At 71.6% G+C, this 21,066-nt stretch carries 19 protein-coding genes and 1 pseudogene; 9 read left to right on the forward strand and 11 right to left on the reverse strand.

Annotated features, from left to right (window positions below; all coding sequences use genetic code 11):
- Nucleotides 1–18 precede the first annotated feature (18 nt).
- The 4 genes from IL992_RS03475 to IL992_RS03490 all read right to left on the reverse strand — a co-directional run bounded on the left by IL992_RS03475 (nucleotide 19) and on the right by IL992_RS03490 (nucleotide 2,486).
- Complete coding sequence (locus IL992_RS03475) at nucleotides 19–723, reverse strand: hypothetical protein (RefSeq protein WP_193201863.1); 705 nt, start codon at nucleotides 721–723, stop codon at nucleotides 19–21.
- Nucleotides 720–1,058, reverse strand: a complete 339-nt coding sequence (locus IL992_RS03480; protein ID WP_193201864.1) for a PadR family transcriptional regulator — start codon at nucleotides 1,056–1,058, stop codon at nucleotides 720–722. Before IL992_RS03480 ends, IL992_RS03475 begins: the two co-directional genes overlap by 4 nt.
- A gap of 31 nt (nucleotides 1,059–1,089) precedes the next feature.
- A complete protein-coding gene (locus IL992_RS03485; protein WP_193201865.1) occupies nucleotides 1,090–1,824 on the reverse strand; it encodes a CPBP family intramembrane glutamic endopeptidase in 735 nt (244 codons plus the stop codon).
- A 131-nt stretch (nucleotides 1,825–1,955) separates the two neighbouring features.
- Nucleotides 1,956–2,486 (reverse strand): YceI family protein, encoded by a 531-nt coding sequence (locus IL992_RS03490; protein WP_319018310.1) that lies wholly within the window; start codon nucleotides 2,484–2,486, stop codon nucleotides 1,956–1,958.
- Nucleotides 2,487–2,628: 142 nt separating this feature from the next.
- Here IL992_RS03490 and IL992_RS03495 point away from each other — a divergent pair, with 142 nt between their 5' ends.
- A complete protein-coding gene (locus IL992_RS03495) occupies nucleotides 2,629–3,519 on the forward strand; it encodes a LysR family transcriptional regulator (RefSeq protein ID WP_193201867.1) in 891 nt (296 codons plus the stop codon).
- Between the two features lie 190 nt (nucleotides 3,520–3,709).
- Nucleotides 3,710–4,957: pseudogene (gene thrS, locus IL992_RS03500) on the forward strand (threonine--tRNA ligase); the annotation flags it as partial.
- Between the two features lies 1 nt (nucleotide 4,958).
- Here thrS and IL992_RS03505 read toward each other — a convergent pair.
- The 5 genes from IL992_RS03505 to IL992_RS03525 form a co-directional block, all read right to left on the reverse strand.
- Nucleotides 4,959–6,017 carry an LCP family protein gene (locus IL992_RS03505; RefSeq protein WP_193201869.1) on the reverse strand — a complete coding sequence of 353 codons (1,059 nt, stop codon included), beginning with the start codon at nucleotides 6,015–6,017 and terminating at the stop codon, nucleotides 4,959–4,961.
- Nucleotides 6,018–6,019: 2 nt separating this feature from the next.
- Entirely contained in the window at nucleotides 6,020–6,598 is a 579-nt protein-coding gene (locus IL992_RS03510; protein ID WP_226872298.1) for an RNA polymerase sigma factor, read from the reverse strand.
- A 207-nt stretch (nucleotides 6,599–6,805) separates the two neighbouring features.
- Nucleotides 6,806–8,062 (reverse strand): MFS transporter, encoded by a 1,257-nt coding sequence (locus IL992_RS03515; protein ID WP_193201871.1) that lies wholly within the window; start codon nucleotides 8,060–8,062, stop codon nucleotides 6,806–6,808.
- Between the two features lie 197 nt (nucleotides 8,063–8,259).
- Nucleotides 8,260–9,075 (reverse strand): glycerophosphodiester phosphodiesterase, encoded by an 816-nt coding sequence (locus IL992_RS03520; protein WP_193201872.1) that lies wholly within the window; start codon nucleotides 9,073–9,075, stop codon nucleotides 8,260–8,262.
- A 114-nt stretch (nucleotides 9,076–9,189) separates the two neighbouring features.
- Nucleotides 9,190–10,953 (reverse strand): ABC transporter ATP-binding protein, encoded by a 1,764-nt coding sequence (locus IL992_RS03525; protein ID WP_193201873.1) that lies wholly within the window; start codon nucleotides 10,951–10,953, stop codon nucleotides 9,190–9,192.
- Between the two features lie 224 nt (nucleotides 10,954–11,177).
- Between IL992_RS03525 and IL992_RS03530 the strand changes: the two genes are divergently transcribed.
- From IL992_RS03530 to IL992_RS03550, 5 genes are all read left to right on the forward strand, one after another.
- Nucleotides 11,178–12,758, forward strand: coding sequence for a PP2C family protein-serine/threonine phosphatase (locus tag IL992_RS03530; RefSeq protein WP_226872299.1), 1,581 nt, complete (start codon nucleotides 11,178–11,180; stop codon nucleotides 12,756–12,758).
- The gene (locus tag IL992_RS03535) at nucleotides 12,758–13,141 is read left to right on the forward strand and encodes an STAS domain-containing protein (RefSeq protein WP_193201875.1); all 384 of its coding nucleotides are present in this window, start codon (nucleotides 12,758–12,760) and stop codon (nucleotides 13,139–13,141) included. The genes IL992_RS03530 and IL992_RS03535 overlap by 1 nt, the downstream gene beginning before the upstream one ends.
- Nucleotides 13,142–13,269: 128 nt before the next feature.
- Nucleotides 13,270–13,746, forward strand: coding sequence for a hypothetical protein (locus IL992_RS03540; RefSeq protein ID WP_193201876.1), 477 nt, complete (start codon nucleotides 13,270–13,272; stop codon nucleotides 13,744–13,746).
- Entirely contained in the window at nucleotides 13,743–14,918 is a 1,176-nt protein-coding gene (locus IL992_RS03545) for a zinc-dependent alcohol dehydrogenase (protein ID WP_193201877.1), read from the forward strand. Before IL992_RS03540 ends, IL992_RS03545 begins: the two co-directional genes overlap by 4 nt.
- 446 nt (nucleotides 14,919–15,364) lie before the next feature.
- Nucleotides 15,365–17,623: a HelD family protein gene (locus tag IL992_RS03550; protein ID WP_193201878.1), complete on the forward strand. Its 2,259-nt coding sequence runs from the start codon at nucleotides 15,365–15,367 to the stop codon at nucleotides 17,621–17,623.
- A 586-nt stretch (nucleotides 17,624–18,209) separates the two neighbouring features.
- Here IL992_RS03550 and IL992_RS03555 read toward each other — a convergent pair.
- Nucleotides 18,210–18,629, reverse strand: a complete 420-nt coding sequence (locus IL992_RS03555; RefSeq protein ID WP_079313447.1) for a hypothetical protein — start codon at nucleotides 18,627–18,629, stop codon at nucleotides 18,210–18,212.
- 221 nt (nucleotides 18,630–18,850) lie between these two features.
- On the opposite strand from IL992_RS03555, the gene IL992_RS03560 reads away from it, so the two are divergent.
- Together IL992_RS03560 and IL992_RS03565 are read left to right on the forward strand one after the other, a co-directional pair.
- Nucleotides 18,851–19,381 (forward strand): peptidylprolyl isomerase, encoded by a 531-nt coding sequence (locus IL992_RS03560; RefSeq protein ID WP_193201879.1) that lies wholly within the window; start codon nucleotides 18,851–18,853, stop codon nucleotides 19,379–19,381.
- Nucleotides 19,382–19,492: 111 nt separating this feature from the next.
- Nucleotides 19,493–20,356 carry a rhomboid family intramembrane serine protease gene (locus tag IL992_RS03565; RefSeq protein ID WP_193201880.1) on the forward strand — a complete coding sequence of 288 codons (864 nt, stop codon included), beginning with the start codon at nucleotides 19,493–19,495 and terminating at the stop codon, nucleotides 20,354–20,356.
- Here the strand turns inward: IL992_RS03565 and IL992_RS03570 are convergent.
- Nucleotides 20,349–21,062 (reverse strand): TetR/AcrR family transcriptional regulator, encoded by a 714-nt coding sequence (locus tag IL992_RS03570; RefSeq protein WP_193201881.1) that lies wholly within the window; start codon nucleotides 21,060–21,062, stop codon nucleotides 20,349–20,351. The genes IL992_RS03565 and IL992_RS03570 overlap by 8 nt on opposite strands.
- Between the last annotated feature and the right edge of the window lie 4 nt (nucleotides 21,063–21,066).

The raw sequence follows: 21,066 nt of genomic DNA on the forward strand, positions 1-21,066 counted from the left end.
GGAAGGCCGGCGGCGGGCTCAGGGACGGCGGCGGGCCGTCCACAGCCACATCGCCGCCAGGGCGGCGATCGCGACGCAGCCTCCGACGGCCATGCCGGCGAAGAAGCCCGGCCCGTCGCCGTCCGGCGGCCCCCACAGGACCCCGGGCGTGACCAGGGCGAGCAGGGCCAGGGCCAGCACAAGGTAGAACCGCCGGCTGAAGAAGACGTTGCGGCCGGGGGCCGCGGGCGGGGAGTCGAGCTGCGCGGCCGGTCCCACGCTGGCTGCCCTGGGCCGCTTGAAGTATCGCCAGTACATCCAGGTGCCGCAGGGCTCCCAGCCCTCGGGCGCCAGCCGCGCGGCCGGCGCGGAACCGCCGATCGACGGTTCCCTGCGGTACTCCCACCGTTGCGGCCGTTCCGGATCGCGGTGGCTGACGAACCTGCCGAGGTGGTCGACCCGGTCGATCTCCCACCCCTGGTCGCCGAGCCGGGCCAGCATCTGGCGGTCGGTGAAGATGTCGGCGGTCCACCGCCACTCGGTGGCGTCCGCCGCGTCGGCCTCGGGCGCCCGCGCCGCCAGCAACTGCCCGGCGAACTCCCCGACCGGCCCGAACTCGTCCTCCGGGTCGGCGCCGGTCTCGGCGACGTACGCGGCGAGGTCGGCGACGGTGGCCTCGATTTGCGCCGCGGGCACGCCGCCCGCGCGCAACAGGGTCTCCAGCTCGTCGAGGTAGGTGCTCACTTCAACCCTCCCGAGGCCAGCACCGTGCGTACGGACTCGTCGAACGCCAGCCACAGGCGGCCCTGCTCGGCCAGCGTCTGCCTGCCCTGCTCGGTGAGCCGGTAGTAGCGCCGGCCGGGGCCCCGCTCGGTCACCCGGAACTCGGCCGACACCAGGCCCGCCTCCTCCAGGCGGTTGAGCACGGGATAGAGCGTGCCGCCGCGGATCTGCCCGAGCCCGGAGCCGGCGAGCATCTTGGCGATCTCGTAGCCGTAGTTCTCGCCCTCGGTCAGGCTGGCCAGCACCAGCAAATCGAGGACGCCCTTGAGCCAGCTCGCGCGGCGGTCGGTCGCCATGTGCCTCATCCTCGCACGGTAGGAGTACTACCTAGACCGCTTGACCGACCGTCTTCCCTGCGGGTGCCGGCATGCACACGAGGCCCCGGACGTCGATCAGGACGTGCATCAGGATCGGCAGCAGCAGGCTGCCGGTGGACAGGTACACGTTGGTGAGCCAGAAACCGAGGAGGGTCACCGCGACCATGCCCTTCCAGCCCTGGTAGAGGTGGCCCGCGACGAAGACCGCCAGAGCCAGGGCGGCGGCCGCGGCGGTGCCGAGGCCCAGCACGCCGACGCCGAACGCGATGAGCAGGCCGCGGTAGACGATCTCCTCGCAGACGCCCGCGGTCACCGCCATGGCGAGGCCGTGCCACCGCTCGGCGGGGGTGCGCGGCATCAGTTCCGCGAAGGCCGCCTGACCAGGTACGGCACGGCCCGAGCGGGCGAGGCGGCGAAGCAGCAGCGTGCCGATCACGATGGCGCCGGTCATGCCGACGACCGCCGGGGCGACCTGGTCGAGGTGGCCCGGCATCGCGAATCCCAGATCCGCCGGGTCGAGTCCCGGCGAGAGCGCCAGGATCAGCGCCGTTACGGCGAGCCAGATCCACTCCTCGGCGATCCACAACCGGTACGCGTGCACCAGCGCCCGGGGGTCGTGGGCGCGGCGTCGTGCCAGCCGGTCGTACTGGCGCTTGCCCAGCCAGGGAGCGGCGAAGGCCAGATAGGCCGTCAGCGCGACCGTCAGGAGCAGGCCCGGGGTCGAGAAGCTCGCAGAGATGCTCATAGGAAGCCGCCCTTCTTACGTAAGCGAACTACCTAGACCATAGAGCGATCTAGTTAGGAATACAACCTATAAGCACTTGCCCTCGGGGGCCGGTGCGCATCCGCGGCAGAGCCTCGATGCGGGCCGGCTTGTCAGATCTGCCGGATCGCGGTGACATCGAGCTCCAGCGCGACCTTCTTGCCGACCAGGCCCGCGGTCGCGGCCCAGCTCACACCCCACTCCTTGCGGTTGATCGTGGCGCTGCCCCTGAAATGAACCCGGACATCGCCCTGCGGGTCCTGCTCGGCGCCGATCCGCGCGAAGGCTACGGTGACCGGCCTGGTCACGCCGCGGATGGTCAGGTCACCGGTGAGCTCGAAGGTGGTCTCGTCGACCTGCTGCGCGCCGGTCGAGACGAAGGTGATGGTCGGGTGGTCGTCCAGCTTGAGGAACCTGCCGCGCAGCATGTCGTCGCGTTGCGGGTTGTGGGTCTGGATGCTGCCGGCCTGGATCGTGAGCTGGACGTTCGAATTGGACGGGTCGTCGCCGTCCAGGTGCGCGCTCCCCTCGAACTCCTCGAACTGTCCGCGCACCTTGGGGCCGATCGTGTGCCGGGCGACGAAGCCGATCCGGGTGTGGGCGATGTCGAGGGTGTAGTCACCGGTCAGAGCCGCGGTTGTCACTCTGGTCGCTCCTGGAGCTGCCTTATCGATGTGCCGATCAGGCGCGTGGCGCCTGTCCGGTGGTGATGTGTCCAGCATCGAGGCAGGTCAGCGGCGGAACAATGTAAGCTTCGTGGGGCGATCCATAACAGTGGGGTTATTGGTGGAGCTACGCGACATCGAGATCTTCCTGACGTTGGCCGAGGAGTTGCACTTCGGCCGCACCGCGGAACGCCTTCGCGTGTCCCAGGCCCGCGTCAGCCAGGCCATCGGCAAGCAGGAACGGCGTCTCGGCGTGGCCCTGTTCGATCGCACCAGCCGACGCGTGACCCTGACCCCTGTCGGCCGGCGCCTCCGCGAGGACCTCCAGCAGGCCCTCGACCTGCTCAAGGAGGGACTCGCCCGCGCCGAGGCGGCCGGCCTGGGCGCGGGCCGGACCCTGCGGCTGGGCGTCTTCGGCCATGCCGGACACGTACTACGCCCCCTCGTCGACGCGTTCCGCACCCGCTACCCCGGCGCCGACGTCCAGTTCGGCGAAATCTACGGCAGCGACCCGTTCACCGCCCTGCGTACGGGAGAGCATGACGTGCACGTGCTGTGGTTGCCCGTCGCCGAACCGGACCTCACGGTCGGCCCCACCGTGCTCACCGGAGGCCGCGTGCTGGCGGTGCCGGCGGACCACCCGCTCGCCGAGCGCGGCACCGCGTCCCTGGAGGACCTCGCCGACAACCATGTCGTCGACCTCGGCCCCGACGCCCCCGAGTACTGGGTCGCGTCCATGGTCCCCACGCGTACACCGCTGGGCCGCCGCATCCCACGTGGGCCCACCGCGCGGACCTTCCACGAGATCCTTTCCCTGGTCGCCGCCGGTCATTGCGTCCACCCGCTGGGCGAGATCGCCGCCCGCTACAACAGGCCCCCTGGCGTCGTCTTCCTGCCCATGCATGACGCCCCCACCCTCCAATGGGCCCTGACCTGGCGCTCCACCGCCGACAGCCCCGCCGTCCGCGCGCTGGCCCAGACCGCCGCCGACCTCGGCCCCATCTCGCTGTGACGGCGACCTCCTTCCTATGGAGCCGGAAATCGGCTCGGGGTTGATCAGCGGCTGTGCTAGCGTTCGCGGCATGATGCGCGCCTGCCTGACGACGACGCCGGAGACCGTCCCGGCGCGCTGACACGTACTTTCATCGAAGCCCCGGGGCGAGCGGCCCCGGGGCTTCGTCGTCCGGTCGCTCGCCTCGCCGCACACGAAACGCGAGGAGACCGCGATGCACGACCACCGCAAGCTGGGCCGCGAGCTCGGCCTGTTCGACACCGACCCGCTGATCGGCTCCGGGCTGCCCTACTGGCTGCCCGACGGCGCCGTCATCCGGCACACCCTGGAGGAGTACATCCGCGACGCCGAACGGCGGGCGGGCTACCGGCACGTGTACTCCCCCGTGCTGGGCAAACGGGAGCTGTACGAGATCTCCGGGCACTGGTCCCACTACAGCGACGACATGTTCCCGCCGATGGACCTCGGGGGAGAGCAGGTCGTGCTGCGGCCGAGCCTGTGCCCCCACCACGCGTTGATCTACCGCTCCCGCTCGCACAGCTACCGCGAGCTGCCGCTGCGCGTCGCCGAGCTGGGCGGCATGTACCGCTCCGAGCTGTCGGGCGTGCTCGGCGGGCTCACCCGCGTGCGGGCGATCCAGCTCAACGACGCGCACATCTTCTGCACCCTCGACCAGGTCGCCGCCGAGGCGGCCGGGGCCCTGGAGATGATCAGGCGCGCGTACGCCGTGCTCGGCATCCGCCCGGTCCGCTACCGGCTCTCCCTGCCGGGGGCCGGCGGGAAGTACGTGGCCGCCCCCGACATGTGGCGGCGGGCGACCGCCATGCTGACCGACGTCCTCGGCCGCTCCGGCCTGGCGTACGAGGCCGTCGAGGGCGAGGCGGCGTTCTACGGCCCGAAGATCGACGTGCAGATCGCCGACGGCGCCGGGCGCGAGGCCACCCTGTCCACCGTGCAGGTCGACTTCCACCAGCCGGAACAGTTCGACCTGCACTACATCGGCCCGGACGGCGCCAGGCACCGGCCGGTCATGGTCCACCGCAGCATCATCGGCAGCGTGGAGCGGGCCGTGGCGCACCTCATCGAGGTGTACGGCGGCGCCTTCCCCGCCTGGCTCGCCCCCACCCAGGTGGTGGTCCTGCCGGTGAACGAGGCCGAACTGCCCCCGGCCGAGGCGCTCGTACGGCGCTGCACCGAGCTCGGCCTGCGGGCGGAGGTCTCCGGACCCGAGCACGGCAGCCTGGGGGCCCGCGTCCGGGCCGCCCGGCTGGCGCCCTACCAGGCGGTGATCGGCGCGAAGGAGGCCGCGGGCGACGAGGTCGCGCTGCGCCTGCGCGACGGCCGCGCCCTGGACGCGATGCCCGCAGCCGAGGCGCTGGCCCGCATCGGCGGTCTCGTCGAGGCCCGTGCCGCCGCCCTGTGGGAGCCCGCGTCGTGACTCAGCTTTCGGCGAGCCGTGCGAACAGGCGGGCGGCCTCGGGCTGCTTCCATTCGATCCGGTTCGGGTCCTTCGTGTAGGGCTGCCAGGGCACGGTCACGAACGTGACCCGGGTGCCGGCCCGCTGCACGTCCCCGGCCAGCGCGAGCATGGTGTCCAGGTCCAGACCCGCGTCCGTGGTGACCGACGTCGCGGCCACGCGGACGAGGGCGGCCAGGGCGGCGGGATCGTCGAGACGGGAGACCTTCTTCAGCAACGCCTGAGCGAGGACCTGGTTCCGCCTGACGCGGGCGATGTCGGAACCGTCGTCCAACGCGAACCGAAGGCGCGCGTAGGCCACCGCGGTCCTGCCGTCGACGACGGAGCGGCCGGCGGGCAGCTTCAGCTTCGATTTGGAGTCGTCCACGGCGCGGGGGAGGGTCACCTCGACGCCGCCGAGCGCGTCGACCAGCTTCTCCATGCCGTCGTAGCGGATGGCGACGGCGTGGTCGACGCGCACGCCCGTCGTGGCCTCCACCGCCTTCCACGCGCAGGTCAGGCCGCCGATCGCGTACGCCTGGTTGATCATGTCCTGGTGCGCGGCGACGGTCCGGCCGTCGGCGGATCGGCACTGCGGGATCCGGACCATGGAGTCGCGGGGCAGGCTGACGGCCGTCGCCCGCTTCCGGTCGGCGGACAGCCGCAGGAGGATCATCAGATCGCTGCGCTCGCCCAGGTCGCCGACGCGTCCGGACGTCGGGCGCCGGTCGGAGCCGAGGAGCAGCACGGTCAGGGCCTCGCCCTTCTTGGGCGGACGGTCCCCGGTGGGCGGCGCCACGGTGTGCGCGCCGGTGGTCCCGCGCAGCAGCACGGTCGGCACCACGACGAGCGCGGCGGTGACCACCGCGACCGCCACCAGGGCGATCCAGCCCGCCCGGCGGCCGCCGCTCCATGCCGTCAGGCGCCGGCGGTGTCCGCCCGCCGCCTCGTCCAGCAGGCGGCGCCGCTGGCGGGCGAGGCCGGCCGGGGGCTCGTGCTCGAGGCCGCGGCCGAGATCGCGGAGCATCGTGAGGTCGTCCATGCTTACTCCTCGTCGCGCAGCGGGTTGGTGTGGCCGAGCGCCTCGCGCACCTTGCGGCGGGCCCGGTTCAGGCGTGAGCGCACGGTGCCCACGGGAATGCCGAGGGCCTGCGCCGCCTCGTCGTACGACAGGTCGGCCCAGGCGATGAGCAGCAGGACGTCGCGGTCGCCCTTGGACAGGCGCGCGAGCGCGGCGGCCAGCAGCGGGCGGACGGCCGTCGCGCTCACGCCGTCCTCGACGCGTTCGGCGGGGGACTCCGCGACATCGTCCAGCGGGCTGCGCGTGAGCGCCCGGTAGCGGGCGGCCTCGTCGCGATGGTGACGGGAGACGAGCTTGCTGACGATGCCGAACAGCCAGGGACGGGCGTCCGGGCGGGCGAGGTCGTAGCGGTCCCGACGCCGGAAGGCGACCAGGAACGTCTCGCCCACCAGGTCCTCGGCGACCTCCGGCCCGAGGCGGCGGGACACGTAGCGGTAGAGCATCGCCGCGTAGCGGTCGAACAGTGCCGCGAACGCCTCGGGCCGCGCCCTGGACTCGGCGATCAGGTCCGAGTCCAGGCGTGGGGTGGCAAGGGGGATCATCAACGACACCATGGCATCGAGCCGGCCTAACGCTCGGGGATCTGACAGCCATGTCTCGCCACTCGTCGCGTTTCGAGTTCACGGTAGGGACGCGCGCTTACGCGTAGCGGGATGAGGCGTGGACGACGGCGGGACGTCCGAGGGCTGTGCCGCGTTCGCGTCCGGCCCGAGGTCGCCGGGCCCTCGCCGCCGAGCGGGGCGGTGTGCTCAGGTCGCGGCCGGTACGTCCGAGGGCTTCTCGTCGGCGACCCGTAGCCCGCGCACGCCGGGGGCCAGCAGCGCGGCCAGCGTGACCAGGATGACGACCGCCCCGCAGGCGACCAGCGCCGGCCGCGGTCCCACCGCGATGGCCACCGGCCCGGCCAGCAGCAGGCCGAGCGGCCCGAACATCAGGGACCCGAGCGCGTCGTAGGAGCTCACCCGGGACAGCGACTCGGCCGGGATCTCGCGCTGCATGGTGGTCTGCCACAGCACGCCGAAGATGTCGAAGCACACGCCCATCACGAACGCCCCGCCCACGACCGTCCACAGCGGTGCGCTCAGGCCGAGCAGCACGTACGGCGCGGCGGTGGGCAGCGTGAGGAGCGTGGCGACCAGGATGGGCCGCCGGGGCCGCAGGCGCAGCGTGACGACCACACCCACGATCATGCCGACGGCCTCGCCCGCGAGGACGGCCGACCAGGCGGGCGCCCCGCCCAGCGACTGCTTGGCCACCAGCGGCCCGAGCACGCCGTGGGCGGCCTGCAGCGCCATGACCAGGATCGAGAACTGGGCGACGACCACCCACAGCCACTGCCGGGAGACGAACTCGCGCCAGCCGTCCCGCAGTTCGGCCAGCACCGAGTGCCCGCCGCCGGCCGCCCGCTCGGCGGGGGTGAGGCGCAGCAGCGCGATCAGCACGGCGGCCACGGCGAACATCGCCCCGCTCGCCGTCAGCGCCCATCCGCCTCCCAGCAGGACCACGGCCGCGCCGCTCAGCACGAGGCCGGTGACGCGGGAGATGTTCTGTCCCAGTCCCAGCAGCGCGTTGGCGGTCTGCAGCCGGTCGGCGGGCACCACGTCCGGGATGATCCCGGTCAGGGCGGGGAACAGGACCGCGGCGGCGATGCCGCTCACCGCGCTCGCGGTCACGAGGGCGGGCAGCGGCGTCCAGCCGGTGAGCATCATCGCGGCCAGGGAGAAGTACGCCGCCGCGTTGAGCGTCTCCCCCGCCATCATGACCCGGTGGCGCGGCAGCCGGTCGGCGATCACTCCGCCGACGAGCATGAACAGCACCATCGGCAGCGCCTCGGCGGTGAGCACGGCGGACAGCGTCGTGGCGGTCGCGCCGGGGAGGCCGAGCACGCCGAAGGCGAGGGCCACCGGTGCGAAGGCGGTGCCGAGTACGGAGATCGTCCGGGCCGCCAGCAGCAGGGCGAACCGCCGGTCCCTGAGCAGGCCGAGATCACGGCGGAGGCCAGGCATGAGAACAACTCCGGAGAACGTGGGACATGGGGAAGAGAAGCGACATTCCATCGTGCCGTCCCCGCCCGCGCCCGTCACCTGATTTACGGCCGCACGGAACTCGACGGGGAGGAGCGGACCGGACCTTCCGACCGGACCTTCCGACCGGCGCGGTGACGTCTCATGCGACGGCTGCCGACCCGGTGGACGGCGCCCTTTCACGCGTCCGCGTAGCGGCGGCACCTGCCGTCCAGCCAGGCGCGGTAGTCCGCGGTGTGGCTGGTCATCACGCTGTTGGGAGCCTGGTCGAACACGGCACGCCACCGCGGCACGTTGAGCTGCCACGGGGGCGGCGGCTCGTCCCACTCGACGCCGTCGGTCCACTTCGCCGCCGATCCTCGCAGGTGCTCGGGCAGCCGGTCGGCGAGCTGCGCCTCGATCCACTCGTCGCGCGAGTAGACGAGGATCGGCTGCGCGTCCTGCCGCTCGACGACGGGATCGACGATCTCCCGCCACGCGGCGGCGCCGTACTCCGGATCGGCCAGGACGAGCGCTGCCGACTTCTTGATCTCCAGCAGCGCGATCAGCCCCCGGGCGCGGACGTGGTCGAGCCACTCCCGCAGCGTCGGCACGCGCTCACCCGCGTACGGTCCGCGGGCGACGCGGCGATCGCGCAGGTTCCCGGGCCCGTCGGCCCACCCGATCTCGCGGATCTCCTGCCGGGGACCGGTCAGCCCGTTCGTCGTCCTGTTGTGCCACATGACCGCCTTCGTGCCCTGCCGCGTGAGCTGGACGTCGGCCTCGACTCCGTCGGCGCCCCACGAAGCCTGGTCGTCGACGGCCCGCAGCACGTTGGGCTGGCGGATCACGTCCTTCGCCTTGGCGCCGGCGCTCTTCGGGTAGCCGCCGTGGCCGATCACCAGCGGGCACGGCGGCAGCTCCGCCGCGGGCACGGGTGCGGGCGCGGCGACCACAGCGACCACGAGGGTCAGCGCGACTCCCGCCGGTGCCCATGGACGTAGGTGGAGGGGCATCGCTCGTCCTCCCCACTCGACCACGGCTGACCAGCGCATTGTGTGCGGACGTGGATGGACCGTGCGGCCGGCGCCGCGCGGGCGGACCCTTTCTTGACGACAACGGGGAGCGGTTCAGGCGAGCTGGGCGGCCTGGAGCCCGGAGTAGACGCCCGGCCTGCGGCTCAGCTCGTCGTGGGTGCCCACCTCGGCGATCCGGCCGTCCCGCATCACGACGATGCGGTCGGCCGTACGGATGGTGGACAGGCGGTGGGCGACGACGAAGACCGTGCGGCCCGCGACCAGGCGGGCGAGGGCCTGCCGGATCAGCGCCTCCGACGCGGTGTCGAGTGCCGAGGTCGCCTCGTCCAGGATCAGCACCCGCGGGTCGCGGACGAGCGCGCGGGCGATGGCGAGCCGCTGCCTCTGGCCGCCGGACAGCCGCGCGCCGCGCTCGCCCACGATCGTGTCGAGCCCGTGCGGCAGCCGGTCGATGAACTCCAGGGCGTTCGCGTCGCGCAGGGCCGCGCGCAGGGTCTCCTCCGGCACGTCCCGCATGCCGTAGGTGACGTTGTCGCGGATGCTCCCCTCGAACAGGATCGACTCCTGGGGCACCACGGAGAGGAACCGCCGGTAGGTCCGCAGATCGAGCTCCTCCATGTCCCTGCCGTCCAGCAGGATGCGGCCCGAGGTGGGGCGCAGGAAGCCGATCACGAGGTTGAGCACGGTCGACTTGCCCGCCCCCGAGGCCCCGACCAGGGCGATGGTCTCTCCGGGAGACACGGTGAGGCTGAACCCGTCCACGGCGGGCCGGTCCGCCTCATAGGCGAGCGACACCGACCGGAACTCGAACTCGCCGCGGACCGCCGTCACCTCGGCCTTGCCGTCGTTGTTCTCCAGGTCGGGCGCCTGGAGCACCTCGCCGATCGAGCGTACGGACTCCAGGCCCTTGCTGATCACAGGCGTCAGGCTCATCAGCGTGGTGACCGAGGTGGTGAGCGTGGTGAAGAACGTGCTGAGCATGACCACGTCGCCGGCCGTGATCGGCAGCACCTGGTAGTAGGAGATTAGCGCGGAGCCGGCGAGGAAGCCCGCGGCGAGCACGTTCAGCGTGATCCACGCCATCGCGCCGAACCGGCCGTTGAGCAGGTCGAGCCGCAGGCCGGTGCGCAGGACGCGGGTGAGCGTGCCGTCCATGCGGTGCAGCGCGTCCTGTTCCAGGCCGTGGGCGCGGGTAATGGGGATCAGGTGCGTCATCTCGGTCACGCGCGCCGACAGCCGCTCGACCTCCTGCCGGAAGCTCTCGTTGTCGGCCCGCAGGCGGTTGCGCATCCGCATCACCAGGACCGCGGCGGCCGGGACGACGAGCAGGAAGACCGGCAGCGCGGCCGGCACCCGGAAGGCGATCACCGCGAGACCGCCCATGAGCATGGTGACCGCCGACAGGCCGCTGTCGGCCGTCTGCTGCACCATCTGCTCGACGCTCTCGACGTCCCTGACGACCTTGGTCTGCAGCACCCCGGCGCTCACGCGCGAGTGGTAGCCGATCGACAGATGCTGCATCCTGCGGCACAGCGCCGACCGCAGCCCGGTGCCCACCTGCCGGATCGCGCCGTGCAGGCACCGTACGTACAGCAGGTGGCCGGGGAGGTTCAGCAGGAGTAGGACGAGCAGCACGGCCATCGACGTCAGCAGGTCGGTGACGGGCGCGTGCCGGACGAGCGCGTCGATGACGTTCGCGGTGACCAGCGGCAGGAGCCAGGTCGGGCTGTGCTTGACCGTGAAGGCCACGACGGCGAGGACGAGGCGGGGCCGGTGCTCCCGGAAGAGATAGGCCAGTGTGCGGAGCGGGTGCTCGCCCCGGTACCGATGGTCCAGAGCGTTGTGCGGAAGCACCATCCCGACAATCCCCCTACCGGAACCGAGAAGGGTAAAAAGTTCCTGAAAGATCCTAAGAGCCGACAAGGGAGTGTGCCCAGGGACGGAGGGAACCTCGTGGGGAGACCAAGGGGCATGCAGTGCCTAACCTGAAGGGTGGAGGGTAACCTCATCGGAAAGGCAAGAGCGATCCTCCCGACAGTCCGCTCTTGTGGATGCCTCGCGGAAGGTGGCCGGCGGATTCAATGAGTGGAGGTGATCGCATCCTGCGGCTTACTCCTGTGAGCGGCCCCTCTCTCGGCATGGGCGAATCGTCCCCCGAAACGATGGTCGGGCTGATGCAGGTCATGCTCGATGCGGTCCCGGTCCAGGGCGTATGGCTGGTGCCCATCCGCGATCAGGCCGGTGCGATCCTCGACTTCGAGGTGTGCGCGGCCAGTCCCGAGGCCAGGGACGTCAACGACAGGACCGGCAAGGAGCTCGTCGGCCTGCGCACGCTCGAGGCGTATCCGGGCTTCGGCGGCTCCCCTCTGTGGGACGCCTACCTCCGCGTCATGGAGACCGGGGAACCCGAGGACGTCGATCCCTACGTGCACCGGGAGGACGAGGGCGGCGTGCCTCATCTGTCCACCTACGGTGTCCGCCTCGCCCGGCTGCAGGGCGGCCTTCTCGTCTCCTGGGTCCGCCACGACAGGGAGGAGCGCCTGTCTGCCCGGCTGCTCCACACCGAGCGCCTGGGCCACCTCGGATGGGGACACTGGAGCCTGATCACCGGCGAGGCCGAGTGGTCCGACCAGCTCTACGTCATCCACGGACGCGACCCGGCCGAGGGACCGTTCGCGCTGGAGTACTACCGCGAGATCGCCCACCCCGACGACATCGCGATCGTCGAGCACGCGCTCACGACGCTGAGCGGCAGCGGCGGGCCGCACGAGTTCGAGATCCGCATCCGCGTCCACGGTGAATACCGGCACATCAGGGCCACGGCCGAGGTCAGCCGGGACGCGAGCGGGCGGCCCGTCGAGATCCACGGCGTCGTGCAGGACGTGACCGACTGGCGCAGGACCGCCGTCGAGCTCGCCGAGGTCACCCAGCGGCTGGAGGAGGAGTCGCAGCTCACCGCGCGGCTGCAGAGCATCATCCTGCCGGTGCAGGACGCGGTGCCCGGGCTGCAGATCGGCGTGCGCTACTTCCCGGCCGAGACGGCGCCGCTGGGCGGCGACTGGTATCAGGCCATCCACATCGACCACGGGGAGGCGCTGCTGGCCGTGGGCGACGTCGCCGGGCACGGCCTGGCCGCCGCCTCCGCGATGGCCAAGCTGCGGCACGCGATCACCGGGCTGGCCTTCGCCGACCACGATCCGGCGCAGATCCTCGTGGCGCTGAACCGGCTGCTGCGGCGGATGCGGCCCGACGTGCTGGCGACGTCGGTCGTGGCCCGCTACCGCACCAAGGACCGCACGCTGAGGTGGACCCACGCGGGCCATCCGCCGATGCTGCTCGTCAGAGGGAGCAAGGTGCACAGGCTGCTGCACCCCGGCGTGCTGCTCGGCGTCTTCGAGGACGTGAGCTACAGCTGTGCCGAGATGCGGCTGGAGCCGGACGATCTGCTCCTCATGTTCACCGACGGTCTCATCGAACGGCCGGGCCGGGACCTGTTCGAGGGCCTGGACATCCTCAGCGCGGCGATCGCCGAGACGGTGCCGAAGGTGCCACCGCAGGATCGGGTGGCGGCGGTCATGGAAGCCCTGGCCCCGAGTAACACCGGTGACGACACCTGCATCCTGGTCGCGCGCATTCTGCCGAACTCCTTGGAAGTGTCCTGATGTCCGACCTTCACAACATCTCGACAGCCGAGACCACGTTCGCCGCCGAGAGCAGCGGAAGCATCGGAGTGCTGACGGTGCGGGGGACGCTCGACTTCACCACGCACGAACCGGCCACCGAATTCTTCGACAAGGCATTCGCCCAGTTCGGGCCGTACCTCGTGGTGAACCTGCTCGAACTGGACTTTCTCGATTCCAGAGCGACGGGGCTGCTGGTCAACTGCTGGAAGCGGGCGCTCGACCAGGGGGGCTGGCTGGGCCTCGTCGCGATCGAGCAGGGCGCGGCCCGTGCCTTGTGGATCACCGGGCTGGCGTCCCACGTCCCGATCTTCCCCACTCTGGCGGACGCCCTCGCCGCCGCGCCGTCCCGCGACGCCGAATAGCCCGCAGGCCGTCGTCCCGAGACCGTCACCCGGCGTCCAACTCCTCCTCACATGCCCGCCGCGGGCGGGATAGAGCCCATGAGCGGGGGTAGCACCCGAGGAAGTCGGCCGTGGAGGGGGCGAAGGCCATGAAACGTCTCGTTGCCGGAGCGGCGGCGCTCGCGGCTGCCGGCTTGGGAGTGGCGCGATGGGCGGCCTCGCATCGCCGGGTGCGGGCCGCGGCGAAGGACCCGCTGGAGTCCAGCCGCTGGCTGGGCGTCACGATCAACCGGCCGCCGGACGAGGTCGCCCCGGCCGGGCACCTGCCCGAACCGCTGGCCCGGGTGGACGCCGAGGTGCGGATGAACCGGGCGCCCGGCGACCGGGGCACGGAGATCTACGCGCGGCCGAGGGAGCACCGGGTCGGCGCCGACGGCGTCCTCGCCCGGCTGCGGGGTGAGGACCCCCGCGCCACGGTCCGTACGGCGCTGCGCGAGACGAAGTCCCTGCTGGAGACCGGCGACGTGCTGCGGTCGGACGAGGAGATCGCGACGACCCGGCCTACCCTGCCGGGCAAGGTGCTCGACATGGCGCTGGGACGCGCGTCCGAAGGGGGCCGGCTGTGAAGGCGCTGTGCTGGCAGGGCGTGAACGAACTGTCGGTCGAGCAGGTGCCCGACCCCGCGATCCTCAACGCCCAGGACGCGATCGTGAAGGTGACGGCGAGCACCACCTGCGGTTCCGACCTCCACCTGCTCGGCGGCTACATCCCGGCCATGCGGGCCGGTGACGTCATCGGGCACGAGTTCATCGGCGAGATCGTCGACGTCGGCCCCGAGGTGAACCGGCACCGGCCGGGCGACCGGGTCGTGGTCTGCTCGATCATCGGCTGCGGCCGCTGCTGGGCCTGCCGGCACGATGAGTGGTCGCTGTGCGAGAACAGCAACCCCAAGCCGGGCGTCACGGACCTGATGTGGGGCGGCACGACCGCCGGCATCTTCGGCTACTCCCACGCGATGGGCGGCTTCCGGGGCAGCCACGCCGAGTACATCCGCGTGCCCTTCGTGGACTACAACGCGTTCACCGTCCCCGAGGGCGTCTCGGACCTCGACGCCCTGTTCGCCTCCGACGCGGCCCCGACGGGCTGGATGGGCGCCGAGCTCGGCGGCGTACGGCCGGGAGACGTGGTCGCGGTGTGGGGATGCGGCGGCGTCGGCCAGATGGCCGCCCGGGCCGCCCTGCTCCTCGGCGCCGAGCGGGTCATCGCGATCGACCGCTATCCCGAACGGCTGGCCATGGCCGCCCGCCACGTCGGCTGTGAGGTGATCGACTACACGAGCACCGACGTCACCGCCGAGCTGCGCGAGCGCACCGGCGGACGAGGCCCGGACGTGTGCGTCGAGGCCGTCGGCATGGAGGCCGACAGCACCGGCATCCAGCGCGTGTACGACGGGATCAAACAGCAACTGCGCCTGGAGCAGGACCGCCCGATCGCGGTGCGGGAGGCGATCCACGCCTGCCGCAAGGGCGGCTCGGTGTTCGTGCTGGGGGTCTTCGCCGGCTTCGTGGACAAGTTCCCGCTCGGCGCGCTGATGAACAAGGGCCTCACGCTGCGCGGCGCGCAGCAGCACGGCCAGCGGTACATCCCGAAGCTCCTCGACCTCATCGCGAAGGGCGATCTGAAGACCTCCTACCTCGCGACGCACACCATGACGCTCGACGAGGGGCCCAAGGGCTACGACATGTTCAAGCACAAGAAGGACGGCTGCGTCCGCGCCGTCTTCCGCCCCTGGGCCTGACCTGAGAGAGTGCCCGCCGCCTCCGTGTGAGGCGGCGGGCCGGTGATCTCAGCGGACGGCCGGGGCGGCCAGCCGTTCCGCCTCGTGATGCAGCGCCTCGATGAGGACGAGCTCCAGGCGGAGCTCGTCGTCCACGAGGCTGTCGAGGACGTCCATCCGGGCCTCCTTGTTTCCAAAGACGTCCCGCGGCGTGCGGCGGTTGACCATGGCGCGATGCGAATCCGGACGGAATGTGGCGGTGCGTCCCACCGATCGCGCCGTACGCCGGTTACCCAGGACCGACGCGACATCACTCACATCAGTCACAAAAGTCTCGGAAAACAAAAAATCCACCCCAGAGCGGAGTGGACGAAGGCGTGCTACACCTACAGAGGCGCGATGCCGTATAGTGACAGATTCCCAGATATCTGAAAGTCAGACACTCTCACTAGGAGTTTATCACAGGAATGGGTGATCGTCAATCCGACTCCGCTCGCGCCGAGGCCCTGCGGATCGAGCAGTCCTATGTCTCCATGCTGTACGGCCGCCTCGACATCGCCCGCGAACGGGCCGAGCGCGGCATGCGGGAAGTCCTGGCCCGCGGCGGCGCGGGAACCCGGCAGGCCGTCGTGGAGCGGGAGGTGACGGCGGCCGAGCACGCCCGCCGCCTCGCGCAACTGTCGGCTGTCGAACGCGGCCTGTGCTTCGGCCGCATCGACGACGCCGGGGGCGAGACCCTCTACATCGGCCGCATCGGGCTGCGCGACGACGACCACACGTCCGTGCTCGTCGACTGGCGGGCCCCCGCCGCCCGCCCCTTCTACGTCGCCACCCCCAGCGACCCGGGCTCCCTCGTCCGCCGCCGGCACCTGCACACGCGGCACCGCGATGTGGTGGGCATCGACGACGAGGTCTTCGACCTCGACCGGATGGCCGACGGAGACCGCCGTACGCTCGTCGGCGAGGCAGCGCTGCTCGCAGCGCTGCGCCGCGGGCGCACCGGACGCATGGGTGAGGTCGTCGCCACCATCCAACGCGAGCAGGACCGGGTGATCCGGTCCGGCCTGGCGGGGGCGCTCGTCGTGCAGGGCGGGCCGGGCACGGGCAAGACCGTCGCGGCCCTGCACCGGGCGGCATACCTGCTCTACACGCACCGCGACACGCTGGAGCGGCGCGGCGTGCTCGTCGTCGGCCCCAACGCCACGTTCTCCCGCTACATCAGTCAGGTGCTGCCCGCGCTGGGCGAGACGCAGGTGGTGCTGACGAGCATGGGCGGGCTCCACCCCGGAGTGCGCGCCACCGCCGAGGACGAGCCGGCCGTCGCCGTCGTCAAGGGCGACCCGCGCATGGCCGAGGTGGTCGAGGCGGCGGTCCGCGACCGCGAGCGCGTGCCCGAGGGCGACCTGGAGGTGAAGATCCCCGTCCGCACGTCGGTCCGCGGCGGCGTGGAGGTCGTGGTCGAGGAGATGACGCTGCGGGTGGACCACGCCACCTGCCTGCGGGCCCGCGACCGCGCACGCGGCCTGCGGCGGCAGCACAACGTCGCCCGGTGGACGTTCGTGGACCAGGTGCTGCGGGCGCTGGCGCGGGACGAGGCGGTCAAGCTCGACCGGCCGCTCGAGGACGGCGACCTGCGCTATGCCGCCACGACCCTGTGGGAGCACCGGTCGGTACGCGACGCGCTCGACGCCCTGTGGCCGGAGATCACCCCGGAGCGGCTCGTCCGTGAACTCCTGTCGGACGAGGAACGGCTGCGTACGGCGGCCGGGCCCCACCTGACGGAGGAGGAGCGCGCGCTCCTGCTGCGGCCCCGTGAGGCGCCGTGGACGGTCGGCGACGTCCCCCTGCTGGACGAGGCCGCCGAACTGCTCGGCGAGTACGACTACGGGGCGGGGGCCAGGCGGCGCCGCGCCGAGGAGGAACGCCGCGAGGAGGAACTGTACGCGCGGGAGGTCCTGACCATCACCGACGTCGATCCCGTGCTCGATGCGACCCTGCTGGCCGGCCGCAACCGCGACGACGGGCCGTACACGACGACGGCTGATCGGGCCGCCCGCGACCGCACCTGGGCGTACGGGCACGTGATCGTGGACGAGGCGCAGGAGCTGTCGGCGATGGGCTGGCGGACGGTGATGCGGCGGGTCCCGGCCCGCTCTCTGACGGTCGTCGGCGACATCGCCCAGACCAGCTCGGCGGCGGGCGCGCGATCGTGGGGCGAGATGCTCGACCCGTACGTGAAGGGACGCTGGCGGGAGGAGCGCCTGCTGGTCAACTACCGGACGCCGGCCGAGATCATGGAGGTCGCCGCCGACGTGCTGCGCGCGGTGGCGCCCGGGGAGGAGCCGCCCGAGTCGGTCCGGTTCGGCGGCGCCCGCCCCCGCGCCGTGGCCGCCGACGGCACCGACCTGCGGCTGCTCGTGGAGTCGGAGCTGCGCGAGATCGAGGAGGGGCGGGTCGGCGTCGTCACGCCGGACGCCAGGCACCCGGAGGTCGCCGCCCTGTTCCCCGAGGCCGTCGATCCCCTGGACAGCCCGGTGGCCGTCCTCACCGTGCGCGGCTCGAAGGGCCTGGAGTTCGACGCGGTGGTCGTCGTGGATCCCGAGGGCATCCTGCGTCAGTCGCCGAAGGGCGGCCAGGACCTGTACGTCGCCATCACCCGGGCGACCCGGCGGCTCACCGTGGTCTACGAGGACGGGCTCCCCGCCGTACTGCACCGCCTGGAGTAGTTGAACCGTCCGGATGTTGCCCAGGTCGGTCACTGCGCCGGAAGGAACCTCCGGCCCTCGCGATGCCCGCTCGGCTGGGCCTTTGCTTCGACCGGGTCGGTCACTGCGCCGGGAACCTTCGGTCCTCGCGATGCCCGCTCGGCTGGGCCTTTGCTTCGACCGGGTCGGTCACTGCGCCGGGAACCTTCGGTCCTCGCGATGCCCGCTCGGCTGGGCCTTTGCTTCGACCGGGTCGGTCACTGCGCCGGAAGGAACCTCCGGTCCTCGCGAAGCCCGCTCCGCTGGGCCTTCGCTCCGGTCCTCGCTCCCTTCCGCTCCGCTCCCTCCGGACGCCCGGCGGGAGACTCCGAGCGGCGAGGGAAGACGGCGGATGTGAGCGCCCCGATGAGCGAAGCGGGAAACACCGAGCGAGCCGGAGGGGCGCGCCGCCGGTCTGGACTGAGGAGCGAGTGGGGAGCGAGGGACGAGCGACTCCGAGCGGCGAGGGAAGACGGCGGATGTGAGCGCCCCGATGAGCGAAGCGGGAAACACAGTACGGCCGGCGTTGGGGGAACGCCGGCCGTACAGGGTGGCTGTGAGGGATGTGCTAGGACATTTTTCCCGAGATCTCGTCGGCGGCCTTGTCGGCCTTCTCGCCGGCTTCCCCGGCCTTGTCTCCGACCCACTTGCTGGCGTCGGAGCCGGTGTGCCGCATGCTCTCCCGCATGGTCTCGGCCCAGCGCTGAGCGTTGTTGCGGTACATCGCCACACCCACCGCGCCGATCGCGACTCCGCCCAGCAACGCCACGACCGGCCAGCGCCGGCGGGTCTTCCTGGTGCTGGTCACGTCGATGCGGCGGGCCAACTCGGTCAGGAACGCGCTCACGATCGGAGCGATCTGCTCCTCGACCGACTGCGCCGCCTGGTCGAGCTTCGGCGCCGCCCAGACCCTCGCGTCCTCGATCCGGTGCGTGGCGAGATCCCGTGCGGTCTCCGCCACCGGGCTCATCCGGCCGCTGGCCTTCATCGCCTGGTCCCTCATCCTGCTCAGCCACGTTTGCGGGATGACAACCTCGGCGCGGCGCCTTCTGTTCATTGTCAGGGACACGATCAACCTCCCCAATCGACGGGGCCCCGGAACGACCCCTTCCCGGATGGTCGTGGCTCAATCACGAGCGGTGCTTGAAGGCATGCTCGATACCCTGTTCACCGGACAACTAACACGAGCTACCAAAGGGGGCGGCCCTCGTGGCTGACAACCTCATCGCGAATCTGCGCACGAACCACGGCACGATCCGCGTCCAGCTTTTCCCCAACAAGGCGCCGAAGACCGTGCGCAACTTCGTCGAACTCGCCGAGGGCACCCGGGAGTGGACTCACCCCGAGACCGGCGAGAAGACGAACGCCAAGCTCTACGACGGCACGATCTTCCACCGCGTCATCAACGGGTTCATGATCCAGGGCGGCGACCCGCTCGGCCAGGGTGTCGGCGGCCCCGGCTACAGCTTCGACGACGAGATCCACCCCGAGAACCAGTTCAACCGGCCCTACCTGCTCGCCATGGCGAACGCGGGCAAGCGGTTCGGCAAGGGCACCAACGGCTCTCAGTTCTTCATCACGGTGAGCCCGCAGCCGCACCTCAACCAGGGGCACACGATCTTCGGTGAGGTGATCGAGGGCACCGAGGTGGTCGACGCGATCGCCAAGACCCCCACCGGCCGCAACGACCGGCCGGTCAACGACGTGGTCCTCGAAGAGGTCACCATCGAGCGGTCCTGACACCGCTCCGGAGACGCCTCGGCCGCGCGAACACGCGGCCGGGGCGTTTCCGGCTTATAGGCTGGCTGGTGGATGCGCCCCCGCACAGGGACTCGCCCAGGAAAGGACCCCATGACCTCCCAGCCTCCGCCGCCCCCGCAGCCGGGGGCGCAAGCCGTGCCCACCTGCTACCGGCACCCCGACCGCGAGACCTACGTCCGCTGCCAGCGCTGCGAGCGCTCGATCTGCCCCGACTGCATGCGCGAGGCGGCGGTCGGCCACCAGTGCCCCGAGTGCGTCCGCGACGGCAGTCGCGAGGTGCGACAGGCCCAAGCGACCTTCGGCGGCGCGGCCGTGGCCACGCCACGCGTCACGTGGACCCTGCTGGTCCTCAACGTGCTCGCGTACGGAGCCGAGGTCCTGCGCCCGAACGAGGTCATACGGCAGTTCGAGATGTGGTCGCTCGGGGTCTACAACGGCGAGTGGTGGCGGCTGATCACCAGCGCCTTCCTGCACGCTCCGCCACCGTCGTTCTGGCACATCCTGTTCAACATGTGGGCGCTCTACGCACTCGGCCCCGAACTGGAGCGCAGGCTCGGCTCGGGCCGGTTCGCCGCGCTCTACCTGCTGTCGGCGCTGGGCGGCTCGGTCGCCGTCTACCTGTTCGGCACCGAGGCCCTCGGCGCCTCGACCGCCATCTACGGCCTGTTCGGTGCGTTGTTCGTCGTCGCCCGCAGGCTCGGCTACGACGCCCGCGGCGTCCTGTGGCTGATCGGGATCAACGTGGTGCTGACGTTCGTCGTCCCGGGCATCAGCTGGCAGGGCCACCTCGGCGGGCTCGTGACCGGCGTGATCGTCGCCGCCGGCTTCGCCTACGCGCCGCGGCAAAACCGCACTCTTGTGCAGGCCGGCGTCGCCGCCGCGGTGCTGGTGGCACTGGTCCTGCTCGTCACCATGCTCCCGCCGTACGGCCTCCTGCAGGGCGCCTTCACCTGACGGTCCCCGCGCCAGGCTGCGTGATGCGGTCGAGCCAGCGCCTGAGCAGGGCGGTCTCGACCGGCTCGAGGGCCTCGGTGCCGGCGAGGTCGAGCTGCGCGCGCAGGCGCAGCGCGGCCTCGCGGAGGGGATCGGCGTCCTCCCGCACGGTCGCCTCGGTCAGCACGTGCGCGAACACGGCGTCGCGCATGCGGTGGGACAGTGCGGGGTCGTCGAACAGCTCCGGACTGGCGATGTGGTCGAGCGCGGCCCCGACATTCGCGGACAGGATCAGCCGGGCCGCGATCGGCGGCTCCACCCTCAGCGCGCCGATCGCCGCGCACCGTACGAGCGTGGCCTCCAGAAGGGCGAACACCCGATCGCGAGCCGTGGACCGGGACCACGGCCGAGGCGTGAACATGAGCTGGTAGAGGGCCCGGTTTTCCCGCGCGAACGCCATGTGTCCGTCCCAGCCGGCCCGGAGGTCGGCCACCGGGTCCGCCGTCTGCTCCTGCGCGGCCTTGAGCGCGGCGTAGCGCTCGTACCCGTGGTCGGCGACGGCGTCGAGGAGCCCCCGCTTGTCGCCGAACAGCCGGTAGAGCACGGGCTGGGTCACGCCGACCGCTTCACAGACCGCCCGCGTGGCGATGTCGTTGTCCGAGGACGTCGCCAGTTGCTTCTCGGCGGCCTCGATCATCGCCGCGCGCAGGGTGTCCGCATCTGCCATGTAA

This window comes from Microbispora sitophila (genome assembly GCF_014892245.1).
Taxonomy (GTDB): Bacteria; Actinomycetota; Actinomycetes; order Streptosporangiales; family Streptosporangiaceae; genus Microbispora; species Microbispora siamensis.